This window comes from Streptomyces sp. P17 (assembly GCF_032436805.1).
GTDB lineage: Bacteria > Actinomycetota > Actinomycetes > Streptomycetales > Streptomycetaceae > Streptomyces.
In genome coordinates, this window is sequence record NZ_JAVRBF010000078.1 from 1 (window position 1) to 23,729 (window position 23,729).

The following is a 23,729-nucleotide window of genomic DNA, read 5'->3' on the forward strand; positions in this document are numbered from 1 at the left end:
CGGTCAGCGGCGAAGGGCGGAAGGCGGAGGGAATCCGGTCACCGGCGGCGAAGGGCGCCGGACGCGGAGGCAGTCGGTGCGGGCCGCCGGGCGGGCAGCGGAGACCACCGGACCGTCAGGCCGCCGGACCGTCAGCCCGCCGCGCGGTGTGCGCCGGGATCGCGGGCCGCCGGGACAGTGGGCGTCCCGGTGGTCCGGCCGCTGATCGGTCGCCGCGCGACTACTTCGCGAGCTTCAGTCCGCGTTCGGTGATGCCCGACTCGGCCTTCTGCTGGCCGGCCTTGACGCCCCCGGTGAAGTCGGACTTGGCGGTCGCGTCCTGGACGGCGGTGTAGACGTCCATCTGGTTCGGGCCCCAGGTCCAGCCGGGCACGATGGCCTCGGCCTGCTCCGAGGCGAGCGCGTACAGGTCCTGGCCGTTCAGGTACGCGGTGTCGAACTTCGCCGCCGCCACCTCACGCATCTCCGGGTTGGCCGGCAGGGCGCTGCTGGGCGACTCCAGGTCGGCGAGGCGGGCCTCGACGCCGGCCTTGTCCGTGGTGAGCCAGGTGATGAACTCGGCGGCCGCCTCGGCGTTGTCGCTGCCCTTGAGGACGCCGTAGGAGGTGCCGCCGTAGTTGCCGGTGGCGGCGGTGCCCCAGTGGGGCATGGGGGCGACGGCCCACTTGCCGGCGAGGTCGGGCATGGCGGTCTTCATGCCGCCCGCGGACCAGGAGGCGCCGAGGAAGGAGAGGGTCTTGCCGGAGGTGCGGGCCTTGGTCTCCTCGGGGCTGTAGCCGGTGTACGACTGCACGAGGTCGTCCTCGATCAGGCCGTCCCAGTAGCCGGTGACCTTGTTGGTGGCGGCGTCGTCCACGGCGGGCTTCCAGGCGTCGCCCTCGACGGAGAACCACTTGGCGCCCGCCTGCCAGGACAGGGCGGCCAGCAGCGCGGGGTCGTTCTTCGGCATGGAGGCGAGGCGGACGTTCTTGTCCTGCTTCTTGACCTTCTCGGCGGCCGTCTTGAACTCGTCCCAGGTGGTGGGGACTTCGATGCCGTACTTCTTGAACAGGTCGGTGCGGTAGTAGTAGAGCTGCGGGGCCGCGTCGTAGGGCACGGTCCAGGTCTTGCCGCCGAAGGTCACCAGGTCCTGGACGGCCTGCGGGAACTTCGTCTTGACCGTTTCGCCTGCGTATTCGGTCAGGTCGATCAGATTGCCCTGGCTGGCGAACTCGGGGACCATCTGGTACTCGATCGTGGCCACGTCGGGCGCGTTGCCCGCCTTCACGGCGTTGGCGAGCTTGCTGTAGCCCTCGGTTCCGCTGGGTATCTCGGTGAGCTCGACCTTGATGTCCTTGTGCGTCTTGTTGAACGCCTCGACGGTCGACTTGGCCCCGAGTGTCCAGGTCCAGTAGGTGAGGGTGACCGGCTTGCCGCCGTCGGCGGTGTCGGTCGAGTCGCCGCCGCCGCCGCAGGCGGTGGCGAGCAGGCCGAGGGCGGCGACAGCGGCGAGTGCGGCGGTGCTGCGGAACGAACGTGTAGTGCGCGTCATTGCACGTCTCCTACGAGACCTCGTACGGGAAGAGGCGGTCGCAGGACATCTTTTGTGCCCGGACGATCGACGTCAAGAGCGTTCGACCAAGACAATCAAAACGATCGCACAACGAACGTAACGCTCACTGAGTGATCGCAGCGCCACCGCAGGACGAGCGGATCCTCAGTACGGGCAGCAGATCGAGGTGTTGGCCGGGGCCGGGCTGCTGCCCGCCGCGGCGCTCGGCGAGCCGCTGGAGCAGCAGCTCGGCGGCCAGTTCCCCGACCGAGCGCTTCGGCGGGGCGATCGCGGTGAGCGGCACGTCGGACATGCCGGCGACCTCGTCGTCGTAGGCGATGAGCGCCAGGTCGTCCGGCACCCGGACACCGGCGGCCTGAAGCCGCGGCACCAGCACGATCGCGTCCTCGTCGCTGTGCACCAGCGCCGCTGTCACACCCCGCTTGTGCACGGCGTCGACGAGGTGGTCGACGCTCGCCTCGTAGTCGCCGTGCTCGCGCACCGCGGGGGCGTCGATGTCGACGTCGAGCCCGAGGGCCTGTACCGCGGCCCGGAATCCGGCGGAGATCTGGGTGGCGTGCGGGCCCTCCTGGAGCACCGCGGTGATCTTGCGGTGGCCGAGGGAGGCGAAGTGCCCGACGGCCACGGCGGCACCGTGGGCGCGGTCGGTGCGGACCCGGTCCAGGACGGCGGCGGGGTTGCCGGGCGGGGCCGACCGTTCGACCAGCACGGCCGGGACGTCATGCTCCAGCAGCCACTTCTCCTGGCCGCCCTCCGGTACGCCCCCGAACCAGCTGGGCGCGACGAGCAGTGCCTCCGCGCCGCCGGCGATGAGGTGCTCGGCCTGGACGGAGTCCTCCGCATCGACGTACCCGGACACCCCGAGGACGAGCCGCCCGCCCTGGGCCGCGACGGCCTCCCGGGCCCCGCGCACGATGTCCGCGAAGATGTAGTTCGTGGTCGGCACGATCATTCCGATCACCGCGCCCCCGGTCCCCGCCGGGCGCTCACGCGGTTCGACCGCCGTCTCCTCCGGCCAGACCACGGCGCCGTGCAGCCGGTGCACCCGCCCCTGGGCGGCCAGCGCCTCCACGTCCCGCCTCAACGTGACCGCGGACACGCCGAGTTCGGCGGCGAGTTCGGCGACCCTGATGCTGCGCCGTTCGCGGACGAGTTCCAGCACGCGCTCATGGCGCTGGTCGACATGGAGTCGCATGATTCCCCCTGGACAGTGGCGTGATCAGGAGCGCTTACTCTACGCCCCCAATCGTATCGATCGTTTGCGCTCAATACGATCGCGGGGCGTCGCAGACGCACCCCGAGCCACGGTCGGGGACGGCTCCTAGTCCGACGCCGTCCGCAGGGGTTCTCTCGGTTCCAGGCGAAGGTGGGCGCCCTGGCGGCGCAGTGTGCGCTGGACCAGGTGGTGGGGCACCTGGCGTGGACCTCGGCCGAGCCTGACCGACAGGGCCGCGCAGACTCCGGCCGCCTGCCCGGTCGCCATCGCGATGGGCATCACCCGGTACGAGGAGTGGGCCACGTGCGATCCCGAGATGCACCGCCCGGCGACCAGCAGCCGTTCGGTGTCCCGGGGCAGCAGACAGCGCAGCGGGATGTCGTAGAAGCCGCCGCGCGGGACGCGTTTGAGGACGGTGCCGCTGCCCCGGGGGTTGTGGATGTCGACGGGGTAGGCGCCGTGCGCGACGGCGTCGGGGAAGGAGCGCGCGGCGAGGATGTCGTGGCCGGTCAGGTGGTAGTCGCCGAGGATGCGCCGGGTCTCCCGTACGCCGATCTGGACGCCGCTCTGTGCCACGTAGGAGTCGTCGAAGCCGGGCACGCGCCGGCGCAGGAAGCGGTCGATCTGGGCCATCTGGCGGCGGGCGGCGAACTCGGCGCGGCTGAGGTCCCACACATCGGTGCCGAGCGCGCGGGTGACCCGGGTGCTGTTGACGCTGACCTCGCGGGGGTGCGGGGTGCCGAAGAACAGGATGTCCTCGCGGGGCAGCCGCAGTTCGCCCGTTTCGGTGGCCGCCTGGACGAGGTCCCACAGGCCGTGCACGCCCCGCCACTGGTCGGGGTGTTCGTTCACGTACTCGGTGAACCGCGGCTGGAGGAAGTCGACGATGCGGAACATGAGCGTCATCGGCTGCACCAGCCCGTCCTCCGGCCGGCCGATCTCGTACGGCGCTCCGCAGGCGGCGGCGATGTCGCCGTCCCCCGTGCCGTCGACGACGACGCCCGCGTCGATCACCACGGGCCCCGACTTGGTCTCGAAGACCACCCGCCAGCCGTCGTCGAGGGGCAGCGCGGTGGAGGCGAAGGAGTGGAACAGCATGCGTACGCCCACCTCGTCGAGCAGGTCGAGAAGGACGAGTTTGTAGATCTCCGGGTCGAACGGGACGGTGTAGCCGGTATCGGGGGACGGCGGCACGCAGCCGCCGCGCTCGGTGAGCCGGTCCAGCAGCAGCCAGAGGAATCCCGCCACCACGGGATCGCCCTCGCCGTGGTCGGTGGGCAGCAGCCGGCCGCTGTGCCCCGCGCCGTCGAACACGGCCTGTTTGCGCTCGTTGTGGAAGGACATCAGCGGCATGACCAGGGCTACCGTGGCGTTGCCGCCGAGGAAGCCGTAGCGCTCCACGAGCACCACGTCGGCACCGGCGTCGGCCGCCGCGTAGGCCGCCGCGGTGCCGGCCGGTCCGCCGCCGACGACCAGCACGTCCGTGCGCCCGCCGTGGCGGGCCTCGCGCGGGGGCAGGGTGACGGTGCGGTCGGGCTGGGGTCGTTGCAGGATCGGCATCGCTTCTCCCGTCGGCAGCGTGTGATGCGCCCGTCAGACCGGTCGCGAGCCCGGCGTGAACAGGCTCAGGTCGGCGCGTTCCGCCCGCACGCCGCCGTCGAGGGAGTCCAGCATGGCCCCCAGGCGCACACAGGTCTCCCGGGCCCGCTCCTGCAAGCCGAGCACCCTCGCCTTGAGGTCCTCCTGGCGCAGCGGGAACTCGTCCCAGAGCCGGTCCACCTCCGCGAGCAGCAGTCCGGCCTGCTCCCTGGCCACTCCGACCAGCGCGGGCGCCCCGGTCCGGCGTGCGAAGTCGAAGACCTTGCCGGAGTACGGCAGCGGCAGCACGGGCAGTCCGGTGAGCGCGGCGAAGATCACGACGTGCAGGCGCATGCCCACGACGATGTCCAGGTGGCTCATGAAGCCGAGGATCTCGCCGGGGCTGTAGGAGTTGTGGAGGATACGGCCGAGGTCCGGGGCGCTCATCCGGGAGAGCACGCCGTGGGCGTGGCGGACGTCCTGGCGTTCCATCGGGACGAAGACGACGTGCGCGTTCAGGCGGCGGGCGAGGAAGTCGGCGACGTCGGCGAGGAGGGCGTGGTAGTCGGCCTCGTCCAGTTTCTCGGCCGCCCGGCCGGGCTCCCGTACGGACATCCCGACCAGCCGGGAGTCCAGGGGGAGGCCTTCCTGCCGCATCATCTGCTCGGTGAACGGCTCGGGCGGCAGCAGCAGCGCGGGGTCGGCGGTGACGGTGAGGTCGCGGTCGACGCCGACCTCCTCCAGGACCAGCCGGGACTCCTCGTCGCGTACGACGACCTCGGTCATCGCGGGCAGCACAGTGCGTACGGCCTCGCGGTCGTCGGCCTCGCGCAGCGGACCCGCGCCGACGGCGTAGGCGAAGGTGGGCACCCCGCGTTCGTGTGCCGCCCGCACCAGCCGCAGATAGCGGCGCGCCTCGCCGTCGTAGAGGATCCCGCCGCCGCCCAGCACCAGCAGGTCCAGGCCGGCCAGGGTGTCGAGCATGGATTTTTGCGGAACTCCCTCCCAGTCCACCACGGCGTCGGCCGCCGGTTGATGGACGCGGGTGTGCTCGGCGTTCCGGCTGAAGACGACGAGCCGTGCCTGCGGGCGGTGGGCGCGCAGGCAGCTCAGCACGCACTTCAGGATCGCCTCGTCGCCGGTGTTGCAGCCGCCGTAGGAGCCGAGCAGGCCGATGCGCAGGTCCGGCGCGGGAGAAGGCGGGAACTGGTCGAGGGTCATCCGGAACTCCCTTGCGAAGGAGGTGCGGGGACCGGGGCGGAGTCGCCCGTAGGGACAGTATGGGCGCCGTCGCGCCGCCCGTCCTTTCCGCGGCGGGGGCCACCGTTCCGCGACGGGTACCCCTGTCACGCGGACGATGTCCGTCCGGCGGGCGGTGGCCTGTGTGGGGGCGCGCCGGGCGGGCACTCGGGTGGCCGCGGCGAGCCCGCCCGGGCCGCCGTCACGGACTGGAGGTGAAGACCATGGGTCACGGTGGGAACGTGATCGAGGAACTGGTGACCGACCATCGCGAGGTGCAGGAGCTCTTCGGCAGGATCGAGGCGCTGCCGCCCGGGCACAAGGACCGCAAGCTGTACGCCGACCAGGCCACGATGGAACTCGTGCGGCACTCCGTCGCCGAGGAGGCCTACCTCTACCCGGCCGTGCGCGAGCATCTGCCCGGCGGGGACGCGCTGGCCGACCGGGAGATCGACGATCACTCCAGGGCCGAGCAGATCATGAAGGACCTGGAGGGCTGCGAGGTCAGCGATCCCGAGTTCGACCGGCTCGTCGGCATGCTGATGACCGAGGTCCGCTCGCACATCACCGACGAGGAGGCCAACCTCTTCCCGAAGCTGCGCGCGACCTGTCCCGCAGCCACTCTCGACGACCTCGGCGACAAGGTCCGGATGGCGAAGAAGGCGGCGCCTACCCGCCCGCATCCCTCGGCCCCGGACACCCCGCCCGCCAACAAGCTGCTGGCTCCCGGCGTCGGCATGGTCGACCGGCTGCGGGACGCGCTGAGCGGGCGCGGCAAGAAGGACTGACAGTCCGACGGACCCGTGCGGGCGGCCGACTGTGCGGCGGCCGCCCGCACGAGGCAGGGCCCGGGAACCGGCGATCACCGCGTCGCACCCGGGCCCTCGTGGTGCTGACGGAGCCGATCGCGTCGAGCCGGCTCAGGACGCTCCGGCTGCCCCGGCCCGAGCCCGGCCGACGCTCGCCGCCGGCTCGCGCACCGGCAGGTGGTACACGTGGAAGGCCCGCCCGATGACCGGCTGGGCCACATTGCGCACCTTCACTCCGCCGCTGGTCAGGCCGTGCTCCGTGCCCAGATGGGCATGTCCGTGCACCGCGAGGTCGGCACCGGCCGTGTCGATCGCCTCGGCCAGGAGATAGCTGCCGAGGAACGGATAGATCTCGGGCGGCTCACCGGCCAGGGTGTCCGGCACCGGGGAGAAGTGCGTGAGGGCGACGCGTACGTCGCAGTCCTGCTCGCCGAGCTCTTCCAGCGACCGGCACAGGGCGTCGGCACACCGGCGCGAGTACCGGACGAACTCCTTCATGATCGGCTCGCCGAACTCCCCTGCGCAGCGGCCGACGAACCCGCCCCCGAACCCCTTCGTACCGGCCACCCCGATCCGGGCGCCGTCGCGGCCCACCACCGTCGACTGTCCTTCGAGGACGTGCGCGCCCGCGTCCCGGAGCACGGCGCTGACCTCCTCGGGGCGGTCGTCGTGATGGTCGTGGTTGCCCAGGACCGCGACCACCGGCACCCCGAGCCCCTCGATCTCCCGGGCGACCACCCGGGCCTCGTCCACGGTGCCGTGCCGGGTGAGGTCGCCGGCGAGCAGCAGGACGTCGGCGGTCTCGGGCAGCGTCTCGAAGGAGGGCCGGAGCACGCCCTGGCTCTCGGGCCCCAGGTGGATGTCGCCGACCGCCGCGACCCGGATCACGGGAGGTCCTCGGCGTGATCGGGCGTGGAGGCGTCCGCGACCACGAGGTCGAAGTGGACGGGGTGGTCCGGCAGCTCCTCACGGGCGAGCCGGATCACCTCGTCGCGGTAGTGGGCGGAGGGGACCGTGCCGGTCAGCAGCACCGCTTCGCCCCGGATCTCGATCCGTACGCCCAGTTCGCCGAGGGTTCCGGCGGCCAGATGGTCGGTGAGATGGGCGACCCGGTAGTCCAGGTGGTGCGCTCCGCCGGTGCCGGGGGCGGGCCCTGGGTGGGGGTGGTTCATCGCTCCTCCTTACGGGGTTCGATGACGTTCAGGCGCTCCAGGAGGAAGAAGAACGCGGCGGGCATGGGCTCGTCCCCGCAGTCGCGGCGTACGGCCTCCCAGTCCACCTTCTCGCGCACGGCCCGGGCGACGGCGAGCACCGGCCCGAAGTCGCAGTAGTGCTCCGAGAAGGCCTCGATGAGGCCCCGCATCAGATCGGTCGCGGCGAGGACGGGCATGTGGACCGAGTCGACCGCGAGATGCTCGGCCCGGGTCAGCAGCGCGGTGGTGACCGGGCGGTGCGCCAGCTCGAAGAGGAAGTCGACCTCCTGGCCCAGGCACGTGGTCTTCATCAGCCAGTCCTCGGGCGGTGTGCGCACCGTCAGGCCGGCTGCGGCCAGCGTGTCCGAGACGGCTGCGGCGTCCTCGCGCCGGACGCAGAAGTCGGCGTCGTGCTGAAGCCGTGCGCCGGCGCCGTGGGCGTAGGCGGCCACGCTTCCGGCGAGGGCGAACAGGTGGCCGCCGCCCTTGAGCAGCCCGCCGATCCGCTTGGCCGCCTCCAGGATCGCCTGGCTTCTGTCCTGCGGCAGATCACTGTCGCCGGAGTCGGGCCGATCGGGCAGCGGCAGCCGCACGGGCTCCGGCGGGGGCGAGCTCTCCTGTGCCGCGCTCCCGGAGACCGGATGGAGTTCGGGGAGCACCGCTCGCCGTGTCGGCGCGGGGCTTTCGCCGTTCTGCGTCATGGCCTCTCCCTTCACGGCGCGCCGGTCCCGGTCAGTGCCTCTGCCAGGGCGGGGGCGGACTGGGATGCGGCATCGAGTACCCGGCTGCGGAGGCGTTCACGCCGAGGCTCGCGACGCCACGCGCGGCGCCCTCGATCCAGCGCAGGCGGTCACGCGGAGACACCTGGCGCCGCGTCCGGCGGCCTCAACCCGGCGGAAACATTCACGCCGACACTCCCGACGCCACGGTCCGGCGCCCTCGCACCCAGCCGAGCAGGACCACCGAGCACACGGCCGCGAAGGCGCACCACGTGGAGACGAACTCCGTCCGCCACAGCACGGCACAGATCAGCGCGCCCACGGCGACCAGAACGCCGAGGCCCACCAGACCGCGGTCGCCGGAGAGCAGGAGTGAGCCGATGGTGGCGAGCAGGTATCCGGCGATCAGCAGCCCGGGGTGCGACAGGTCCAGGACGTAGCCGACGGTGTGGCCGCGGATCTCCGCTCTCACCGGGCGTGTGGCGAGGGCGTGGGCGAGCACGGCCGCGGTGGCGATTCCGACGGCCAGGGGCGCCAGCAGTCCGGGGCGGGCCTGCGGGGGCGCGGCGGCGAGGACGCCCGCCGGTACCCAGAGCGGGAGCAGCGGAAGGGCGATGACCGCCCAGGCGACGGTGGCCGGGCCGGTCCCGCCGTCCCCCGCCCAGACCGCCGCCTCGACCAGCTGGTGGGCGCCCAGCAGCAACGGCAGCGCGGCCAGTGGCAGATCACGGACGTGTCGGACCCGCGCCACGCAGGCCACGCCGACGGCGGCTATGCCGACGCCCGCCACGAGGTCGGCCTCCGCACTCCAGCACATCGCTCCCCCGGGGTCGAAAGGGCAGTGCTTCCATCTTCTCCTGTCCACGCCAAGTGCACTCAGTTCCCCGTCAGCACAGCACTGAGTGCCATATGGGGTGATCAGGTGCTACGTTCCCGGCCATGAGCTCCAGCAGTGCGGCGCCCGGTCGCGGCGAGAAGGCGGAGGCGGTGGCCGTGAAGCCGCCGATGCGGGAGGCGCTGGTCGCGGCGGCCTTTCAGCTGTTCCTGGAGCGGGGGTACGAGCAGACCACGGTGGACGACATCGTGGCGCTGGCGGGGGTGGGGCGGCGGTCGTTCTTCCGGTACTTCCCGTCCAAGGAGGATGTCGTCTTCCCGGACCACGAGCGGTGCCTGGCCGACATGACGGCCTTCCTGGCCGCCGGTGAGCAGGACGCGGAGCCGGTGCGCCGGGTGTGCGACGCGGCCCGTCTGGTGCTGCGCATGTACGCGGAGAATCCGACCTTCTCGGTGCAGCGTTACCGCCTCACCAAGCAGGTGCCGGGTCTGCGCGCCTACGAGTTGTCCGTGGTGTGGCGCTACGAGCGGGCGCTCGCCGAGTATCTGCGGGCGCGTTTCGCGGCCCGGCGCGACGGCACGCTCCAGGCCGATGTGATCGCGGCCGCCGTGGTCGCGGCGCACAACAACGCGCTGCGCTCCTGGCTGCGTTCGGACGGCCGCAGCGACGCGAGCGCCACCGTCGATCACGCGCTCGGCTATGTGCAGTCCGCCTTCGGCGCCGCTCCCGCGCCGCGGGCCGACGAGGAGCCCGACGACGTGGTGGTCGTGGTCTCGCGCCGGGGTGCGCCGCTGTGGCGGGTGGTCCAGGAGATCGAGACCACCCTGGGACGCGGCTCAGATTGAGGGTACGCAGTGCCTTTACCTGTGGCACTGAGTGCCATACGCTGCTGGTGTGCACGGTGGCACGGCGACCGGGCACGTGCGTGCGCGGCCGTCCCGCGCGCGTGGATCTCCGGCCGAGCGCAGGGAGTTGACCAGCGTGTACCACCACTCAGGAAGCGTGGCCCGTCCGACCGCCGGCTCCGCGGTCGGCGTGCTCGAAGCCACCGGCGCGGCCCAGGACTCGGACGCCATGGTCTTCCAGCGCTGCACCTGGTGCGGCACCGCGATGTACCACCGGCTGCTGTGTCCGGTCTGCCAGGGCAGCGACCTGCGCACGGAGCGCAGCGAGGGCACCGGGACGGTGCGCCACTCCACGGTGGTGCACCGCAACACCCCGGCCGCGCGCAATGTGTCGCTGATCGAGATGGCCGAGGGGTTCGTGGTGCGCGGCCGGGTCATGGGCCCGCCGATCGGCATCCACAGCGGGGACCGCGTCCGGCTCTCGCAGGCCAAGGACCCGGTCCGCGGCGAGCCCGTCTTCCAGCTGGTCGACGAGCCCTACCGCGCCTGGACCTGAGCGCGGTCGGGGCAGCCGTACGACTTCGTCGGCGGCGACGGTACGGGCTTCTCGGTGACCGCCCGTTGACCGCCCGCGACCGCCCGTTGACCGCCCGCGACCGCCCGTTGACCGCCCGCGACCGCCCGTTGACCGCCCGTTGACCGCCCGCGACCGCCCGTTGACCGCCCGTTGACCGCCCGTTGACCGCCCGTTGACCGCCCGTTGACCGCCCGTTGACCGCCCGTTGACCGGCAGTCCTACGGCGTGAGCGTCACGCGGATGCCGACCGTGCCGTCCGCGCCCCGGCGGATCCGGCTGCCGAGCAGGGTGAGGCGGCCGACGATGCCGTACTTGCGGGCGATGAGCTTGCGGTAACGGGCCACGGTCTCCCGGTCGGTGATCTCGGCGGTGGCCGGGATCTGGTCGCCGGTCGGCCTGCCCCGCAGGTCGCAGGGGCCGACGAGGACATCGGCGCGGGCCCGGATGCGCTTGACCTTCCAGGAGTCGGCGACCGTCCACGCGCCGAGTCCGTCGCCGTCGGGCACCACCCACACCGGGGTGGGCACCGGGGTGCCGTTCTTGCGGTAGCTGGTGATCAGCAGGTACTGGCCGGTGCCGAGCCGCTCCAGCGGCGTGTCGTCCATGGACGGCAGTTTAAGCGGGAGCTTCGCGGTCCCCTCGTGAGGGATGCTGGGTCTGGGCACACGACAGGGGGCTGCGCGGTGACGGGAAGCGACGGGGACCGGCGACCGGCGGCGAACGGCCGGCCGGTCGAGGTGTGCTGCGACGAGTCGGGCTCGGACGGCGAGAACCTCACCGGCGGCAACACGGATGTGTTCGCGCATGCCAGTGTGCGGCTGCCGGTGCCGGAGGCCGCCGCCTACGTGCAGGAGATCCGGGACCGGATCCGCTCCCCCGCCGAGGAGTACAAGGCGAACCACCTGCTCAGGGAGAAGCACCGGGCGGTCCTGGAGTGGCTGCTCGCCCCCTCGGGGCCGATCCACGGCACCGCCCAGGTGCATCTGACGGAGAAGGCGTACTTCGTGGTGGACCGGGCGGTGGACCTGCTGCTCGGGGACGGGACGCAGGCCGTGGCGCTCTACCGGCGCGGGCGGGAGCTGTTCGGGGACGAAGCCTGGCGGGAGTTCCTCCTGGCGGCCAACCAACTGCTGCGGGTGCGCAACTTCGGCGAGCCCGAGGCTCCGGTCGACGCCTTCTTCCGTACCGTCGGCGCGCTGCGGCCGGTGGCCGCCCCGGGTGAGGTGGGCCAGACGCTGGGGCGGATCGCGGCGGCCCGGTCCCGCGCGGACTCCTACCGGGCGGCGCTGCCGACCCTGATTCCGGTGCTCAACCCCCTGCTGCCCGCCATCGTCGCCACGGCCGCCTACTGGAGCGCGGGCGGGGCCGCCGTACGGATCGTGCACGACCGGCAGAACATGCTGACGCCGGAGCGCATCGCCTGGATCGAGGAGCGGGCCCGCCTGGCCGGAATCCGCCTCACCGGGGTCCAGCTGGTGGTCTCCCGGGAGGATCCGCGGGTGCAGCTCGCCGACTTCCTCGCCGGGATCGCCCGCAAGATCGCCTCCGACGAGCTCAACGGCCGCGGCGACCCGGAACTGACCGCCCTGCTGCGCCCGTATGTGGATCCGGCGTCCGTGTGGGGCGACCAAGCCAGCTGGACCCTGCTCGGGCCGGGTTGTGCAGCCCCCTCGGCAAACATCAACTCGGCCGTCTAGATTGCCGGTTGACAGCTACCGATCCAGCCATCGCAGGAGCCGTCCCGTGAGGGAGAACCCGCCGGCCAACCAGGCCGCGTCGCTGTGCACCCGCATCAACACCCTCCAGCCGCACACGGCCCGGATCTGGAACTACTGGCTGGGCGGCGGGGACTACTACGAGGTGGACCGCATCGCCGGTGACCGGATCCGGGAACTGCATCCGGCCATCGGCGACTACGCCCGCGCCGACCGGCTCTTCCTGGGCCGCGCGGTACGACACCTCGTTGTCGAGGCCGGAATCCGCCAGTTCCTCGACATAGGGACCGGGCTGCCCACCGCGGACAACACCCACGAGGTCGCCCAGCGCCTGGCCCCGGACGCCAGGATCGTCTACGTCGACAACGACCCGCTGGTACTGGTCCACGCCCGGGCCCTGCTCACCAGCTCCCCCGAGGGCCGTACCGACCATCTCGACGAGGACCTGCGCAACCCGGAGGCAATCCTGGAACGCGCCGCCGCCACCCTGGACTTCAGCCGCCCGGTCGGTCTGCTGCTGCTCTCGGTGCTGATCTTCCTCCGCGACGAGGAGGATCCGTACGGGATCGTGCGGCGGCTGCTGGACGCGCTGCCGCCGGGCAGCCATCTCGCCTTGTCGCACACGGTGACCAGCCCGGCGATGCCGGACGTGGACCGGGCCGTGCGGTTCTGGAACGAGACCGGCACGCCCCGGCTGACCCAGCGCTCCCCCGAAGCCGTCGCCCGCTTCTTCGACGGACTCGAACTCCTGGAGCCGGGTGTGGTGTCGTGCTCGCGCTGGCGCCCGGAGGGCAGCGAACCGGCGGAGGTGGCGCTGTACGGCGGGGTCGCCCGCATGCGGTGAACGCTCGGGCGCCCGGCCGCGTATGGAGTGCGGGCCCTCAACTCCGGGAGGGCCCCGCGGTGTTGTCACCGCGCTGCTCGGGTTCGGGAGCCAGGCATGGGGCACGCACGACGACGGATCGTCCGGCGAGTGACACGGCTGGCGGCCGTCGGAGGTCTGCTGCTGGGCTCGGCGATGGTGACGCGCGCCGTCGCGAGCGAGCCGTCCGACCCGTCCGCCGCACCGGGCGCGACCGTGCGCTCGGCCGTGGACACGGGCGCCGATCTCGTCGAACGGCTCGGCACCTCCCGTACGGCGGGCAGCTGGATCGGCGCCGACGGACGGCCGGTCGTCGCGGTGACCGACGAGCGGGCCGCCGACGAGGTACGCCGGGCGGGCGGCCGGCCGAAGATGGTGTCCCACAGCATGAACGAGCTCAAGTCGGCGACCTCGACGCTGGGTTCGGCGCCCCGGGTGCCCGGTACGGCCTGGGCGCTGGACTACCGGTCCAACCAGGTGGTGGTACGGGGCGACAGCACCGTCTCTTCGGACGACTGGTCGCAGCTGACGCAAGTCGCGGGCGGCATCGGCACCTTCGTCCGGATGGAGCGCACCGAGGGCACCTTCACCACCCGGCTGAACGGCGCGCTGCCCATCCTGTCGACCGCGGGCCGCTGCTCGGCGGGCTTCAACGTGACCGACGGGCGGCGGGACTTCATTCTCACGGCCGGGCACTGCGGGCCCAACGGCTCGGTGTGGTTCACCGACAGCCGCGGCCGGGAACAGGTCGGCAGCACGGTCCGGCAGAGCTTCCCCGGCGGCGACTTCTCGCTGGTGCAGTACGCGAGCGGGGACGCGGGAGACGGCGCCGACGTGGTGGCCATCGGCGAGGGCCAGGGGGTGCGGATCACCGGGGCGGGCGATCCGTCGGTCGGGCAGCGGGTGTTCCGCAGCGGCAGCACCAGCGGGCTGCGGGACGGCACGGTGACCGCGCTGAACGCGACGGTGAACTATCCCGAGGGCACGGTGACCGGGCTGATCGAGACGAATGTGTGCGCGGAACCCGGGGACAGCGGCGGGCCGATGTTCTCGGAGGGCGTCGCGCTCGGTCTGACCTCGGGCGGCAGCGGGGACTGTGCCTCGGGCGGGACGACGTTCTTCCAGCCGGTGACCAAGGCGCTGGCCGAGGTGGGCGTCCAGCTGATCACCGCGGCCCCGCAAGGCGCGGGCGCGGGAGCCGGGCAGCAGAGTGCGGCGCCCTCGCCTCAGCCCTCGGCGTCGGCCACGCAGAGCGCGATCGCGCCCGGGGCGGCCTCGCCGGGGTCGTCGGCGCCGGTCGGCGGCGGGGTCGAGGGGTCGCAGCTGCTGGCCCGGCTGGCCGATCCGCGGAATGTGGGGCCGGGGCTGCTGATCATCGCGGGGTCGCTGGTGGCGCTGGCGGCGACGCGGTTCATCCGGGCGGAGCAGGACCGCAAGGCGTATCAGCGGTACTACTCGGCGACTTGGGGGTGAGGGGGCGGCGCGCCTGGGATGAGGCGGCGCCGTCACTTTCGTGGGGAAGTAAAAGGGGCACCCGTCAAGTCGGGGTGCCCACGGGGGTCTTCGAGGCTCGGCGGTCCTCGGGGAGCGTCAGGCCGCGTTCACCGGCTGCGGGGCCGCTGCGGCCCACTCCATGACGAGTCGCTGGTACTCCTCGCGCTCCTCGACGCTCAGTGTCCCGCCCGCCCGGCGCCACAGGGCCCGGATCTCCTCGTTGACCTCGTCAGCCGATCGATCGGAAACGGGTTCAACACTGGTGGACATGTTGTGAAGCATACGGCCACGGAGGTGAAGGCGACGTGAGCAAGCAGGGCCAATGCGGACATAACGGACCGTGTTGCTGATCACGTCCGATCACGGCCATACCTCAAGGCCCGCACCCCCGTTCAGGCTTCGGCCGCGCCCAGCACCAGCACCTGGATGGCGAGGACGGCGGCGCCGCGCGCCCAGTCATGGAAGTCGGACATCCTGGTCTCCAGGTCGACGGGGGCGGCCAGCGGGTGGCGGTGGTCACAGATGGTCTGCGTCACCTTGTCCCCGGCGACGTCCATCAGGCCGACCCCCTCGCCGGCCAGCAGGATCCGCTGCGGCATGGCGAAGTTGGCGATCTGCGCGACCAGGATGCCGAGGGCGCGGGCCGCTTCGTCGACGACCCGGGCGGGCAGCGGGTCCCCGGCGGCGGCGAGCCTGAGGATCTCCTCGTACGTCCAGTCCCGGCCGGTGCCTGCCTGCACCTGGTAGCGGATGTTGGGGATGGTGAGCATCGACACAGCGCTGCCGCGGGCGCCGTCCGGGGTGAGCGGACCGTGCGGATCGATGATCCAGTGCCGGCCGAAGCCGCGGTCCTCCTCGTCGCAGGGCACCCGCCGGCCGCCGAGGACCAGTGAGTAGCCGAGCCCTGCGCCGATGGTGAGCACGACGAACCGGTCGAGACCGCGCCCCGAGCCGAACCAGGTCTCGGCCTCGGTGAGGGCGGCGACGTCGTTCTCGACCACGACGGGCAGCCCGGCGCGCTCCTCGACGAGCGCGGCCAGCGGGACGTCCCGCCAGTTCAGGAAGGGGGATTCGGCGACGACGGTGCGGCCCTGGACGAGGCCGCCGACACCGATGCCGATCCCGGCGAGCCGGGGGAAGTCACGGGCGAGCTCGGCGGTCATCTCCGCCAGCAGGTCGGCGACTTCGGCGGGGTCGTGCGTGGTGAGCGGGCGGTCGAGGCGGGCGACGATGTCGCTCCTGAGGGTGGTGACGACGCCGTAGACCATGTCGGCGGTGATCTTGTAGCCGACGAAGGAGCGGGACTCGGCGACGACGTCGAGGGGCTGGGAGGGGCGGCCCTGGCGGACCTCGGCCGGGGTGCCCGCCTCGGGGACCTCGACGAGCAGTCCGGACTCGATCAAGGGCTTGGTGAGCCGGGTGAGGCTGCCGGGCGAGAGGTTCAGGCGCCGGGCGAGTTCGGTGCGCGACAGCGGTCCGCCGACGAGCACCTCGATCGCCACCGAGCGCTCTCCCGCGCTCAGCGGAAGCCAGTCGGCGACGGCTGCGGTCATGACGTTCGGCCCTCTCGTCTTCTCGTACGTCTTCTCGTACAGATTTTTTCACCACGGAAACAACAAGGTCACTGTACGGCCGGGGACCCGGCCGGGAAAAGATGTCCGCACGCCCCTTGACGGCCAGATTCTTTCGCCTCAAAAGTAAGTGACCGAGGACGAGCCGCCGCGGACGAGGGAGTCTCCCGATGACCATCGCCTCCAGCAGCCCACCGTCGCGCCTGCCCCTGGGCGGCGCCGAGGGGGCACGGACCAGGCCGAAAACCGAACGGGCGGGGGCCCGGGAAGCGAGGGGCGACGGGCGGCTTGCCGCCGTCTTCCTCGCACCCGCCCTGCTCGGCTTCGTGGTCTTCCTGCTCTGGCCCACGCTGCGGGGCATCTATCTGAGCTTCACACGCTTCAACCTGCTCACCCCGGCCGAGTGGGTGGGCCTGGACAACTACGTGCGGATGGTCAACGACCCCATCTTCTGGGACTCGTTGTGGGTCACCGTCGAGTACGTGGTCATCAACATCGGCGTCCAGACGGCGGCGGCGCTCGCCATCGCCGTCCTGCTGCAGCGGCTGACGCAGTCGGCGGTGCTGCGCGGCATCGTGCTGACGCCCTATCTGATGTCCAACGTCGTCGCGGGCATCGTCTGGCTGTGGGTGCTCGACACCCAGCTCGGCATCGGCAACGAGATCGTCGCCGCGGTCGGCGCCGACCGGATCCCCTTCCTCGCCGACGAGACCTGGGCGATCCCGACGATCGCTCTGATCAATGTGTGGCGCCATGTCGGCTACACCGCGCTGCTGTTGTTCGCCGGGCTCCAGGCGATCCCGAACGACATGTACGAGGCGGCCAAGGTGGACGGCGCGAGCGAGTGGCGGATGTTCTGGAGGATCACCATGCCGCTGCTCAGGCCGGTCCTCGCGGTCGTCTTGATCATGACGGTGATCGGTTCCTTCCAGGTGTTCGACACGGTCGCCGTGACGACCGCGGGCGGACCCGCCAACGCCACCAATGTGCTCCAGTACTACATCTACGGCGCCGCCTTCGGCCGTTTCCAGTTCGGCTACGCCTCCGCGATGTCCGTGGCCCTGCTCGTCGTGCTGAGCGCGATCACATTCCTCCAGTACCGGCTCACCCGGGCCGGCCAGACCGACCTCGGCTGACGGAAGGGAGCAACCGACATGACTGCCGTGACGGCGACCACCACGAAGATACGGGCCTCCCGGCCCCGCAGGCTCTCCCCCGGCCGGATCGTGGCCTGGACGGCGATGGCCGCGATCGTGCTGATCACCCTGCTGCCGTTCTACTGGATCCTGCGCACCGCGCTCTCCTCCAACACCGCGCTCGCCGCCCACCCCGGCAACCTGCTCCCCGTCGACCTGACGACCGGCGGTTTCGAACGGGCCCTGGGTCTTCAGTCCACCGAGGAGGCCATCGCCCAGGGCGGCTCGGGCGGCGGGCTGAAGTTCTGGCGCTATCTGATCAATTCGGTCATCGTGTCGACCCTGATCACCGTCTGCCAGATCTTCTTCTCCGCCATGGCCGCCTACGCCTTCGCACGGCTGCGCTGGCGCGGCCGGGACAAGGTGTTCGCCCTGTTCCTCGCCGGGTTGATGGTGCCGACCATCTTCACGCTGCTGCCGAACTTCGTGCTCATCAAGGAACTCGGCCTGGTCGACAACCTGTTGGGCGTCGCCCTGCCGACGATGTTCATGACCCCGTTCGCGGTGTTCTTCCTGCGCCAGTTCTTCATGAACGTGCCCCGCGAGGTCGAGGAGGCGGCCCTGCTCGACGGGGCCGGAAAGATCCGGATCTTCTTCCGGGTCATGCTGCCGATGGCGTCCACCCCGATCCTCACGCTGGGCGTGCTGACGTACATCACCGCCTGGAACGACTACTTCTGGCCGCTGATGGTGTCCTACAGCGACAGCTCGCGCGTGCTCACCGTGGCCCTGGCGATCTTCCGGGCGCAGACCCCGCAGACCGGCTACGACTGGTCCGGTCTGATGGCGGCCACGCTCATCGCCGCGCTCCCGATGCTGCTGCTCTTCGGGTTCTTCGCGCGCCGCATCGTCAGCACCATCAGCTTCACGGGCGTCAAGTAAGGGGACTGGCATGCGAATTGGTACCGTCGTGGCGCTGACCGGAGCGCTCGCGTTGTCCCTGGTGTCCGGATGCGCGCAGGGCGGCGCGGCCGGGTCGGGCGGGAACACGGTGACGTACTGGCTGTGGGACGCCAACCAGCTGCCCGCGTACCAGGCCTGCGCCAAGGACTTCGAGAAGCGGAACCCGGGCCTGAAGGTGAAGATCACCCAGCTGGGCTGGGCCGACTACTGGACCAAGCTGACCGCCAGCTTCATCGCGGGCACCGAACCGGACGTCTTCACCGACCACATCCAGAAGTTCGGCCAGTTCGCCGACCTGAACGTCCTCGAACCGCTGGACGACCTGGGCATCGACGACTCCGCCTACCAGGAGGGCCTGGCCGCCAACTGGAAGGGCCAGGACGGCCATCGCTACGGCGCCCCGAAGGACTGGGACACCGTCGCCCTCTTCTACAACGAGAAGATGACCGAGGAGGCCGGCCTCACCGCCGAGGAGCTGGGCACCCTCTCCTGGAACCCCGAGGACGGGGGCACCTTCGAGAAGGCCATCGCCCACCTCACCGTCGACAAGAACGGCAAGCGGGGTGACGAGGAGGGCTTCGACAAGAACAACGTCAAGGTGTACGGCCTCGCCACCGGCGGCGCGGGCGACAGCGACGGACAGACCACCTGGAGCCCGTTCGCCGCCTCGGCGGGCTGGCGCTACACCGACAAGGCCCGCTGGGGCACCGAGTACCAGTACGGTGACAAGAGCTTCCAGTCGGTGATCGACTGGTACTTCGGCCTGGCGAAGAAGGGCTATCTCGCGCCCTTCACCGACTACACCGACGGCGCCAACCCGGCCAACGCCCAGCTCGCCGCCGGCAAGGCGGCGACCTCCTTCGACGGCGCCTGGATGATCTCCACGTACTACGGCACCAAGGGCCTCGACGTCGGCACCGCCGTCACCCCCACCGGACCGACCGGCAAGCGCGCCACGATGATGAACGGCCTCGCCGACTCCATCACCAAGAACGCCGACAACAAGGCGGGCGCGAAGAAGTGGGTCCAGTACCTGGCCTCCAACGAGTGCCAGAAGACCGTCGGCGGCTACGGCATCGTCTTCCCCGCGACCCCCGACGGCACCCAGGCCGCGGTGGCCGCGTACGAGAAGAAGGGCATCGACGTGTCCGCGTTCACCGAACCGGTCACCGACCAGCAGGACTCCACCACCTTCTCCTTCCCGATCACCGACTACGCGGCGGACGTCTACGCCCTGATGCGCCCCGCCATGCAGGACGTCTTCGCCAACGACGCCCCGGTGAGCGGGCTGACCAAGACCAACGACCAGATCAACTTCATCCTCGGCCAGTGAAAGGCACTGACTCCATGACGTTCTCCCTCGGCATCGTCGGCGCCGGGCAGTTCTCCGGCAGCTTCGCCAAGCTGTTCCTCGCCCACCCCGGCGTCAGCGACGTCCATGTCACCGACCTGCTGCCGGAGCGGGCCGAGCAACTGGCGGCCGCCGAAGGGCTGTCGGGCACGTTCCCCAGTTACGAAGCGATGCTGGAGTCGAAGGCGATCGACGCGGTCGCGATCTTCACCCAGCGCTGGACCCACGGCCCGCTCGTGCTCCAGGGCCTGAACGCCGGCAAGCACGTCTACTCCGCCGTCCCCATGGCGATCACCACGGAGGAGATCGCCGCGATCATCGAGGCGGTCAAGGCGACCGGACTGACCTACATGATGGGCGAGACCAGCCAGTACAACCCGGCGACCGTCCACGCCCGCAACCAGATCGCCGAGGGCGCCTTCGGGCGGATCTTCTACGCCGAGGGCGACTACGTCCACGACATGGATCTGGGGTTCTACGAGGCGTACCAGTACAGCGGCGGCGAGAACTGGAAGGCCACCGCGTCCTATCCCCCGCTGCTGTACCCGACGCACGCGGTGGGCGGCGTGCTCGGTGCCTGGCAGACGCACGCGGTGAGCGTGTCGGCGATCGGGGTCGTGGACGAGCGGGGTGACGGCGTCTTCGACAAGAGCGTCAGCCAGTTCGGCAACGATGTGTCCAACGCCACCGCGCTGTTCGAGGTGGCGGGCGGCGGATCGTTCCGTACGAACGAGTTCCGGCGGGTCGGATACCCCTCCCACATACGGGAGTCGCGTTTCCGCTTCTTCGGGACGGAAGCGAGCATGGAACAGCTCGCCACGGTCGCCTTCTGGCAGGACAAGAACGGGGTGAAGGACATCAGCGAACTGCTGGAGCCCAAGTCCACGCTGTCCCCCGACGACCCGTCGCTCCAGCACATCGCACCGGAACTGCGGGCCGCCTTCACCTCGGGTTCGGCACCGGTGCACGAGCGTTCGCGCCTGCCGCGGGAGTTCGACAACCTGCCCAACGGCCACGAGGGCAGCCACCACTTCCTGGTGGACGACTTCGTGACCGCGGTCAACACCCGCACCCTGCCGTCCGTGAACGCGTGGGTCGCGGCCCGCTACACCCTGCCGGGCGTCATCGCCCACGAGTCGGCGCGGCAGGGTGGGGCGAGGCTGACGATCCCGGACTTCGGGGACGCGCCGCTGGCGTGAGGCGGTGAGGCCGGTGCCGTGCGGGTCCCGTGCGGCACCGGCCCTGTCATCCGGTACGCCGCGGTGGCCCGCCCATTCCCGCGTCACGGGCCCGGGCGACGGCCGCGGCCCGGTCGGCGACCTGGAGCTTGCAGAGAATCGCCGACACATGGTTGCGGACCGTCTTCTCCGCCAGGACCAGGCGCCCGGCGATCTGATGGCTGCCGAGGCCCAGCGCGACCAGGTCCAGGACCTCCCGTTCCCGCTCGGTCAGTTCGGGGAAGACCTGAGCCGCGTAGTCGCGGTGCGCGCCGGTGAAGAAGTCGACGATCCTGCGGGCCACGGCCTGGCCGTACACGGCGTTGCCCGAGGCGACGGTGAGGACGGCGCGCACGATCTCGGCGCTGTCGGCGTCCTTGAGGAGATATCCGCGGGCGCCGGCGCGCAGCGGCAGGACGGGACGCGGGCGTACGCTCAGGTGCCCGGTTTGCGGCCGTACACGAAGACGTCGTCGCCCTTCTTCAGCAGGGACCAGTACTTCTTGGCGGCGGTCTTGGTCATGTTGACGCAGCCGTGGGAGCCGGGCGGCCCTCCGGGGGCAGGGCCCGCCGGAAGCCCGTGTTGACCGCCGTGAGCCCGCCGTCCACCACCAGCGTCGTCCCCGTGATCCAGGACGCGTCGCGGGAGGCGAGGAAGGTGACCGCGGCGGCGATGTCGTCCGGTTCGCCGACGCGGCCCAGGGGGTACGCCTGCCTGAGCGCGTCGAGTTCGTCGTCGCGGCCCGCCCAGGCGGTGGTGCGTACGGTGCCCGGGGCCACCAGGTTGACGCGGACTCCCCGGGGTGCCGCGTGACCGGCAAGGGTACGGGTCAGAGATCCGAGGCCCGCCTTCGCGGCGCTGTAGGCGTGGTTGCCGAAGCTCTGGATGCCGTTGACGGAGCCGATGGAGACGATGGCGCCGCGGCCCGAGGCCGCCAGGTGGGGCAGGGCGGCGCGGCAGCAGCGGTAGGCGCCGGTCAGGGTGAGGTCGAGGTCGCGGGCCCAGACGTCGTCCGGTTCGTCCTCGAAGAGGGGCGCATCGGGGGTGCATCCGTAGGCGTTGTTCACCAGGACGTCGAGGGAGCCGAACGCCGTCACGGCGTGGGCCACGGCCGCCTCGACGGACGCGCGGTCGCCCACGTCGCAGACGTACGCCTGTGCCGTCAGGCCCTCGTCCCGCAGCGTCGCCGCCGTGCGCTCGGCCTCCTGCTCGTCCACGTCCGTCACGAGCACCCGTGCGCCCTCCGTGGCGAACCGGCGGGCGGTGGCGGCGCCGATGCCACGGGCGGCTCCGGTGACGAGAACTGCGTACCCGTCGAAGCGTGTGGTGTCCGTCATGTCAGAACCGTAGCGCCGTCGAGATCAACTCGGCAGATATCGTGCACCCATGTCTGTCTTCCTCCAACAACTGCCCGCTCTGATAGGCGTCGTGGTCGGCGCGCTCGGCTCCTACCTGGCACTCGTGCGCAGCGACCAGGCCCGGTTCGGGCGGGAGCAGGCGGCGCGGTGGGAGGAGCGGCGGCTGGCGGTGTACGGGGACTACGCGCGGTCGGTGAAGAAGACCGTCACGGTGACGTACCGGGTCGCTGCCGCACTGGGCTGCGGCACGCATCCGGACCCGCTCTCCCTCGACGAGGCCAAGCCACTGCTCGCCGAGGCGAACGACGGCCGGGATCCCTCGGGCGAGGCGCTGCTCATGCTGGGCAGCGTCGAGGTGGTGGACAGGGCACGGGCGTGGGTGGTGACGGTGATGGAGATGGAGCGGTACGTGCGCGAGGGCCGGCGGGATCCGGAGGCCTGGCAGGCGCTGCTGGCGCGGCAGCGCGCCGGGCGTGAGGGCTACTACACGGCGGTGCGCGAGGACTTGGGCCTGCCGCCGGGCCACGCGGCACGCTGGCGGCTCCCGGTGACGCAGCCGGCGCCTCCTCAGCGGTAGCCGGTCGTGTCGGCCGGTTTGCCCGCGTCCTGGACCTCGGCCAGATAGCGCCATGCGTCGGGCCGGCTGCCGTCGAGGTCGGTGAAGCCGTACTCCTGGGCCAGGCCTCCGCTGGAGAGGGAGGCGCCGTTGAAGCGGGCCACGTCGGGGTCGGCGGCGAGGGCGGCGACGGCGCGGCCGGCATAGCGCGGGGTCTCCGAGATCGCGAAGTGCGGGACGCGGGTGAGGGCGTCGCGCCAGTTGTCCTCGCGGACCTCGAAGGCGTCGAGCATCATCTCCGAGCGCAGCCAGCCCGGGGTGAGGGCGAGGGCGGTCGCGCCGCGTGGGCCGAGTTCATGGCCGAGGGAGAAGGCCATCCGCAGGACGGAGGCCTTGGCGAGGTCGTAGAAAAAGGAGTTGCGGTAGTGGTCGCGGTTGTAGTCGGCGGTGCCGTCGGTCATCTCGACGACCAGTCCGCCGGGGTGGCGCAGCAGCAGGGGCAGGGCGTGGTGGCTGGTGATGGCATGGGTCTCGACGGCGAGGCGGAGCAGTCGTAGGCCCTTGTCGAGGTCGTGTTCCCAGATCGGGACGTCCCAGCCGAAGAGCTTCTCGCCGCCCCAGACGTCGTTGACGAGGACGTCCAGGCGGCCCTGTTCGCCCGCGATGCGGTCGACGAGCGCGCGGACCCGGTCGGGTTCGAGATGGTCGGTGGGTACGGCGATGCCGTGGCCGCCGGCCTCGGTGACGAGGTCTGCGGTGTCCTCGACGGTCTCCGGGCGGTCGTACTCCGAGCGTTGCTCGCGGGTGGTGCGGCCGGTGACGTAGACGGTGGCGCCGGCCGCGCCGAGCTCCACGGCGATCCCGCGTCCGGCGCCCCGGCTGGCTCCGGCGACGAGGGCGACCTTGCCCTTCAGTGGCTGTGACATGTCCGGCCTTCCGTGTG

General features: G+C 71.4%; 24 protein-coding genes and 2 pseudogenes. 11 read left to right on the top strand and 15 right to left on the bottom strand.

The window, feature by feature from the left end; all coding sequences use genetic code 11:
• Positions 1 to 220 precede the first annotated feature (220 nt).
• From RMT89_RS35135 to RMT89_RS35150, 4 genes are all read right to left on the bottom strand, one after another.
• On the bottom strand, positions 221 to 1,531 hold the full coding sequence (locus RMT89_RS35135; protein WP_315887806.1) for a sugar ABC transporter substrate-binding protein: 1,311 nt from the start codon (positions 1,529 to 1,531) through the stop codon (positions 221 to 223).
• A 124-nt stretch (positions 1,532 to 1,655) separates the two neighbouring features.
• Positions 1,656 to 2,747: a substrate-binding domain-containing protein gene (locus RMT89_RS35140; RefSeq protein ID WP_315887807.1), complete on the bottom strand. Its 1,092-nt coding sequence runs from the start codon at positions 2,745 to 2,747 to the stop codon at positions 1,656 to 1,658.
• Between the two features lie 126 nt (positions 2,748 to 2,873).
• Positions 2,874 to 4,328 (bottom strand): FAD-dependent oxidoreductase, encoded by a 1,455-nt coding sequence (locus RMT89_RS35145; RefSeq protein ID WP_315887808.1) that lies wholly within the window; start codon positions 4,326 to 4,328, stop codon positions 2,874 to 2,876.
• Positions 4,329 to 4,361: 33 nt separating this feature from the next.
• Positions 4,362 to 5,567, bottom strand: coding sequence for a polysaccharide pyruvyl transferase family protein (locus tag RMT89_RS35150; RefSeq protein WP_315887809.1), 1,206 nt, complete (start codon positions 5,565 to 5,567; stop codon positions 4,362 to 4,364).
• A gap of 242 nt (positions 5,568 to 5,809) precedes the next feature.
• On the opposite strand from RMT89_RS35150, the gene RMT89_RS35155 reads away from it, so the two are divergent.
• On the top strand, positions 5,810 to 6,373 hold the full coding sequence (locus RMT89_RS35155; protein ID WP_315887810.1) for a hemerythrin domain-containing protein: 564 nt from the start codon (positions 5,810 to 5,812) through the stop codon (positions 6,371 to 6,373).
• 132 nt (positions 6,374 to 6,505) lie between these two features.
• Here the strand turns inward: RMT89_RS35155 and RMT89_RS35160 are convergent, their stop codons facing one another.
• From RMT89_RS35160 to RMT89_RS35175, 4 genes are all read right to left on the bottom strand, one after another.
• The gene (locus tag RMT89_RS35160; RefSeq protein ID WP_315887811.1) at positions 6,506 to 7,282 is read right to left on the bottom strand and encodes a metallophosphoesterase; all 777 of its coding nucleotides are present in this window, start codon (positions 7,280 to 7,282) and stop codon (positions 6,506 to 6,508) included.
• Positions 7,279 to 7,566: a hypothetical protein gene (locus tag RMT89_RS35165; RefSeq protein WP_315887812.1), complete on the bottom strand. Its 288-nt coding sequence runs from the start codon at positions 7,564 to 7,566 to the stop codon at positions 7,279 to 7,281. Before RMT89_RS35165 ends, RMT89_RS35160 begins: the two co-directional genes overlap by 4 nt.
• A complete protein-coding gene (locus RMT89_RS35170; protein WP_315887813.1) occupies positions 7,563 to 8,288 on the bottom strand; it encodes a nucleotidyltransferase family protein in 726 nt (241 codons plus the stop codon). The genes RMT89_RS35165 and RMT89_RS35170 overlap by 4 nt, the downstream gene beginning before the upstream one ends.
• 202 nt (positions 8,289 to 8,490) lie before the next feature.
• Entirely contained in the window at positions 8,491 to 9,123 is a 633-nt protein-coding gene (locus tag RMT89_RS35175) for a DUF6629 family protein (protein ID WP_315887814.1), read from the bottom strand.
• A 122-nt stretch (positions 9,124 to 9,245) separates the two neighbouring features.
• Here RMT89_RS35175 and RMT89_RS35180 point away from each other — a divergent pair, with 122 nt between their 5' ends.
• Positions 9,246 to 9,986, top strand: coding sequence for a TetR family transcriptional regulator (locus RMT89_RS35180; protein WP_315887815.1), 741 nt, complete (start codon positions 9,246 to 9,248; stop codon positions 9,984 to 9,986).
• A 136-nt stretch (positions 9,987 to 10,122) separates the two neighbouring features.
• Entirely contained in the window at positions 10,123 to 10,542 is a 420-nt protein-coding gene (locus RMT89_RS35185) for a zinc ribbon domain-containing protein (RefSeq protein ID WP_315887838.1), read from the top strand.
• A 239-nt stretch (positions 10,543 to 10,781) separates the two neighbouring features.
• Here the strand turns inward: RMT89_RS35185 and RMT89_RS35190 are convergent, their stop codons facing one another.
• Positions 10,782 to 11,168 (bottom strand): PPOX class F420-dependent oxidoreductase, encoded by a 387-nt coding sequence (locus RMT89_RS35190; protein ID WP_315887816.1) that lies wholly within the window; start codon positions 11,166 to 11,168, stop codon positions 10,782 to 10,784.
• Positions 11,169 to 11,246: 78 nt separating this feature from the next.
• Here RMT89_RS35190 and RMT89_RS35195 point away from each other — a divergent pair, with 78 nt between their 5' ends.
• From RMT89_RS35195 to RMT89_RS35205, 3 genes are all read left to right on the top strand, one after another.
• On the top strand, positions 11,247 to 12,260 hold the full coding sequence (locus RMT89_RS35195) for a hypothetical protein (RefSeq protein ID WP_315887817.1): 1,014 nt from the start codon (positions 11,247 to 11,249) through the stop codon (positions 12,258 to 12,260).
• Positions 12,261 to 12,306: 46 nt separating this feature from the next.
• On the top strand, positions 12,307 to 13,122 hold the full coding sequence (locus RMT89_RS35200) for an SAM-dependent methyltransferase (RefSeq protein WP_315887818.1): 816 nt from the start codon (positions 12,307 to 12,309) through the stop codon (positions 13,120 to 13,122).
• Positions 13,123 to 13,218: 96 nt separating this feature from the next.
• Complete coding sequence (locus RMT89_RS35205; RefSeq protein ID WP_315887819.1) at positions 13,219 to 14,613, top strand: S1 family peptidase; 1,395 nt, start codon at positions 13,219 to 13,221, stop codon at positions 14,611 to 14,613.
• 117 nt (positions 14,614 to 14,730) lie between these two features.
• Here RMT89_RS35205 and RMT89_RS35210 read toward each other — a convergent pair whose 3' ends face one another.
• Positions 14,731 to 14,916 (bottom strand): hypothetical protein, encoded by a 186-nt coding sequence (locus RMT89_RS35210; RefSeq protein WP_315887820.1) that lies wholly within the window; start codon positions 14,914 to 14,916, stop codon positions 14,731 to 14,733.
• 110 nt (positions 14,917 to 15,026) lie between these two features.
• Positions 15,027 to 16,187 (bottom strand): ROK family transcriptional regulator, encoded by a 1,161-nt coding sequence (locus RMT89_RS35215; protein WP_315887821.1) that lies wholly within the window; start codon positions 16,185 to 16,187, stop codon positions 15,027 to 15,029.
• Between the two features lie 188 nt (positions 16,188 to 16,375).
• On the opposite strand from RMT89_RS35215, the gene RMT89_RS35220 reads away from it, so the two are divergent.
• The 4 genes from RMT89_RS35220 to RMT89_RS35235 are packed head-to-tail and all read left to right on the top strand — an operon-like array spanning position 16,376 to position 20,854.
• Positions 16,376 to 17,341, top strand: coding sequence for a sugar ABC transporter permease (locus RMT89_RS35220; protein WP_315887822.1), 966 nt, complete (start codon positions 16,376 to 16,378; stop codon positions 17,339 to 17,341).
• Between the two features lie 18 nt (positions 17,342 to 17,359).
• On the top strand, positions 17,360 to 18,283 hold the full coding sequence (locus RMT89_RS35225; RefSeq protein WP_315887823.1) for a carbohydrate ABC transporter permease: 924 nt from the start codon (positions 17,360 to 17,362) through the stop codon (positions 18,281 to 18,283).
• Between the two features lie 10 nt (positions 18,284 to 18,293).
• Positions 18,294 to 19,637, top strand: coding sequence for a sugar ABC transporter substrate-binding protein (locus RMT89_RS35230; RefSeq protein ID WP_315887824.1), 1,344 nt, complete (start codon positions 18,294 to 18,296; stop codon positions 19,635 to 19,637).
• A 14-nt stretch (positions 19,638 to 19,651) separates the two neighbouring features.
• The gene (locus RMT89_RS35235; protein ID WP_315887825.1) at positions 19,652 to 20,854 is read left to right on the top strand and encodes a Gfo/Idh/MocA family oxidoreductase; all 1,203 of its coding nucleotides are present in this window, start codon (positions 19,652 to 19,654) and stop codon (positions 20,852 to 20,854) included.
• Positions 20,855 to 20,900: 46 nt separating this feature from the next.
• Here the strand turns inward: RMT89_RS35235 and RMT89_RS35240 are convergent, their stop codons facing one another.
• From RMT89_RS35240 to RMT89_RS35250, 3 genes and pseudogenes are all read right to left on the bottom strand, one after another.
• Positions 20,901 to 21,227, bottom strand: a complete 327-nt coding sequence (locus RMT89_RS35240) for a LuxR C-terminal-related transcriptional regulator (protein WP_315887826.1) — start codon at positions 21,225 to 21,227, stop codon at positions 20,901 to 20,903.
• 80 nt (positions 21,228 to 21,307) lie between these two features.
• Positions 21,308 to 21,532: pseudogene (locus RMT89_RS46155) on the bottom strand (L,D-transpeptidase); the annotation flags it as partial.
• Positions 21,433 to 22,209 (bottom strand): annotated as a pseudogene (locus tag RMT89_RS35250) (SDR family NAD(P)-dependent oxidoreductase); the annotation flags it as partial. The pseudogenes RMT89_RS35250 and RMT89_RS46155, both read right to left, overlap by 100 nt.
• A 49-nt stretch (positions 22,210 to 22,258) precedes the next feature.
• Between RMT89_RS35250 and RMT89_RS35255 the strand changes: the two are divergent.
• A complete protein-coding gene (locus tag RMT89_RS35255) occupies positions 22,259 to 22,807 on the top strand; it encodes a hypothetical protein (RefSeq protein WP_315887828.1) in 549 nt (182 codons plus the stop codon).
• Here RMT89_RS35255 and RMT89_RS35260 read toward each other — a convergent pair.
• The gene (locus tag RMT89_RS35260; protein ID WP_315887829.1) at positions 22,798 to 23,712 is read right to left on the bottom strand and encodes an SDR family oxidoreductase; all 915 of its coding nucleotides are present in this window, start codon (positions 23,710 to 23,712) and stop codon (positions 22,798 to 22,800) included. The two genes, RMT89_RS35255 and RMT89_RS35260, sit on opposite strands and share 10 nt — an antisense overlap.
• Between the last annotated feature and the right edge of the window lie 17 nt (positions 23,713 to 23,729).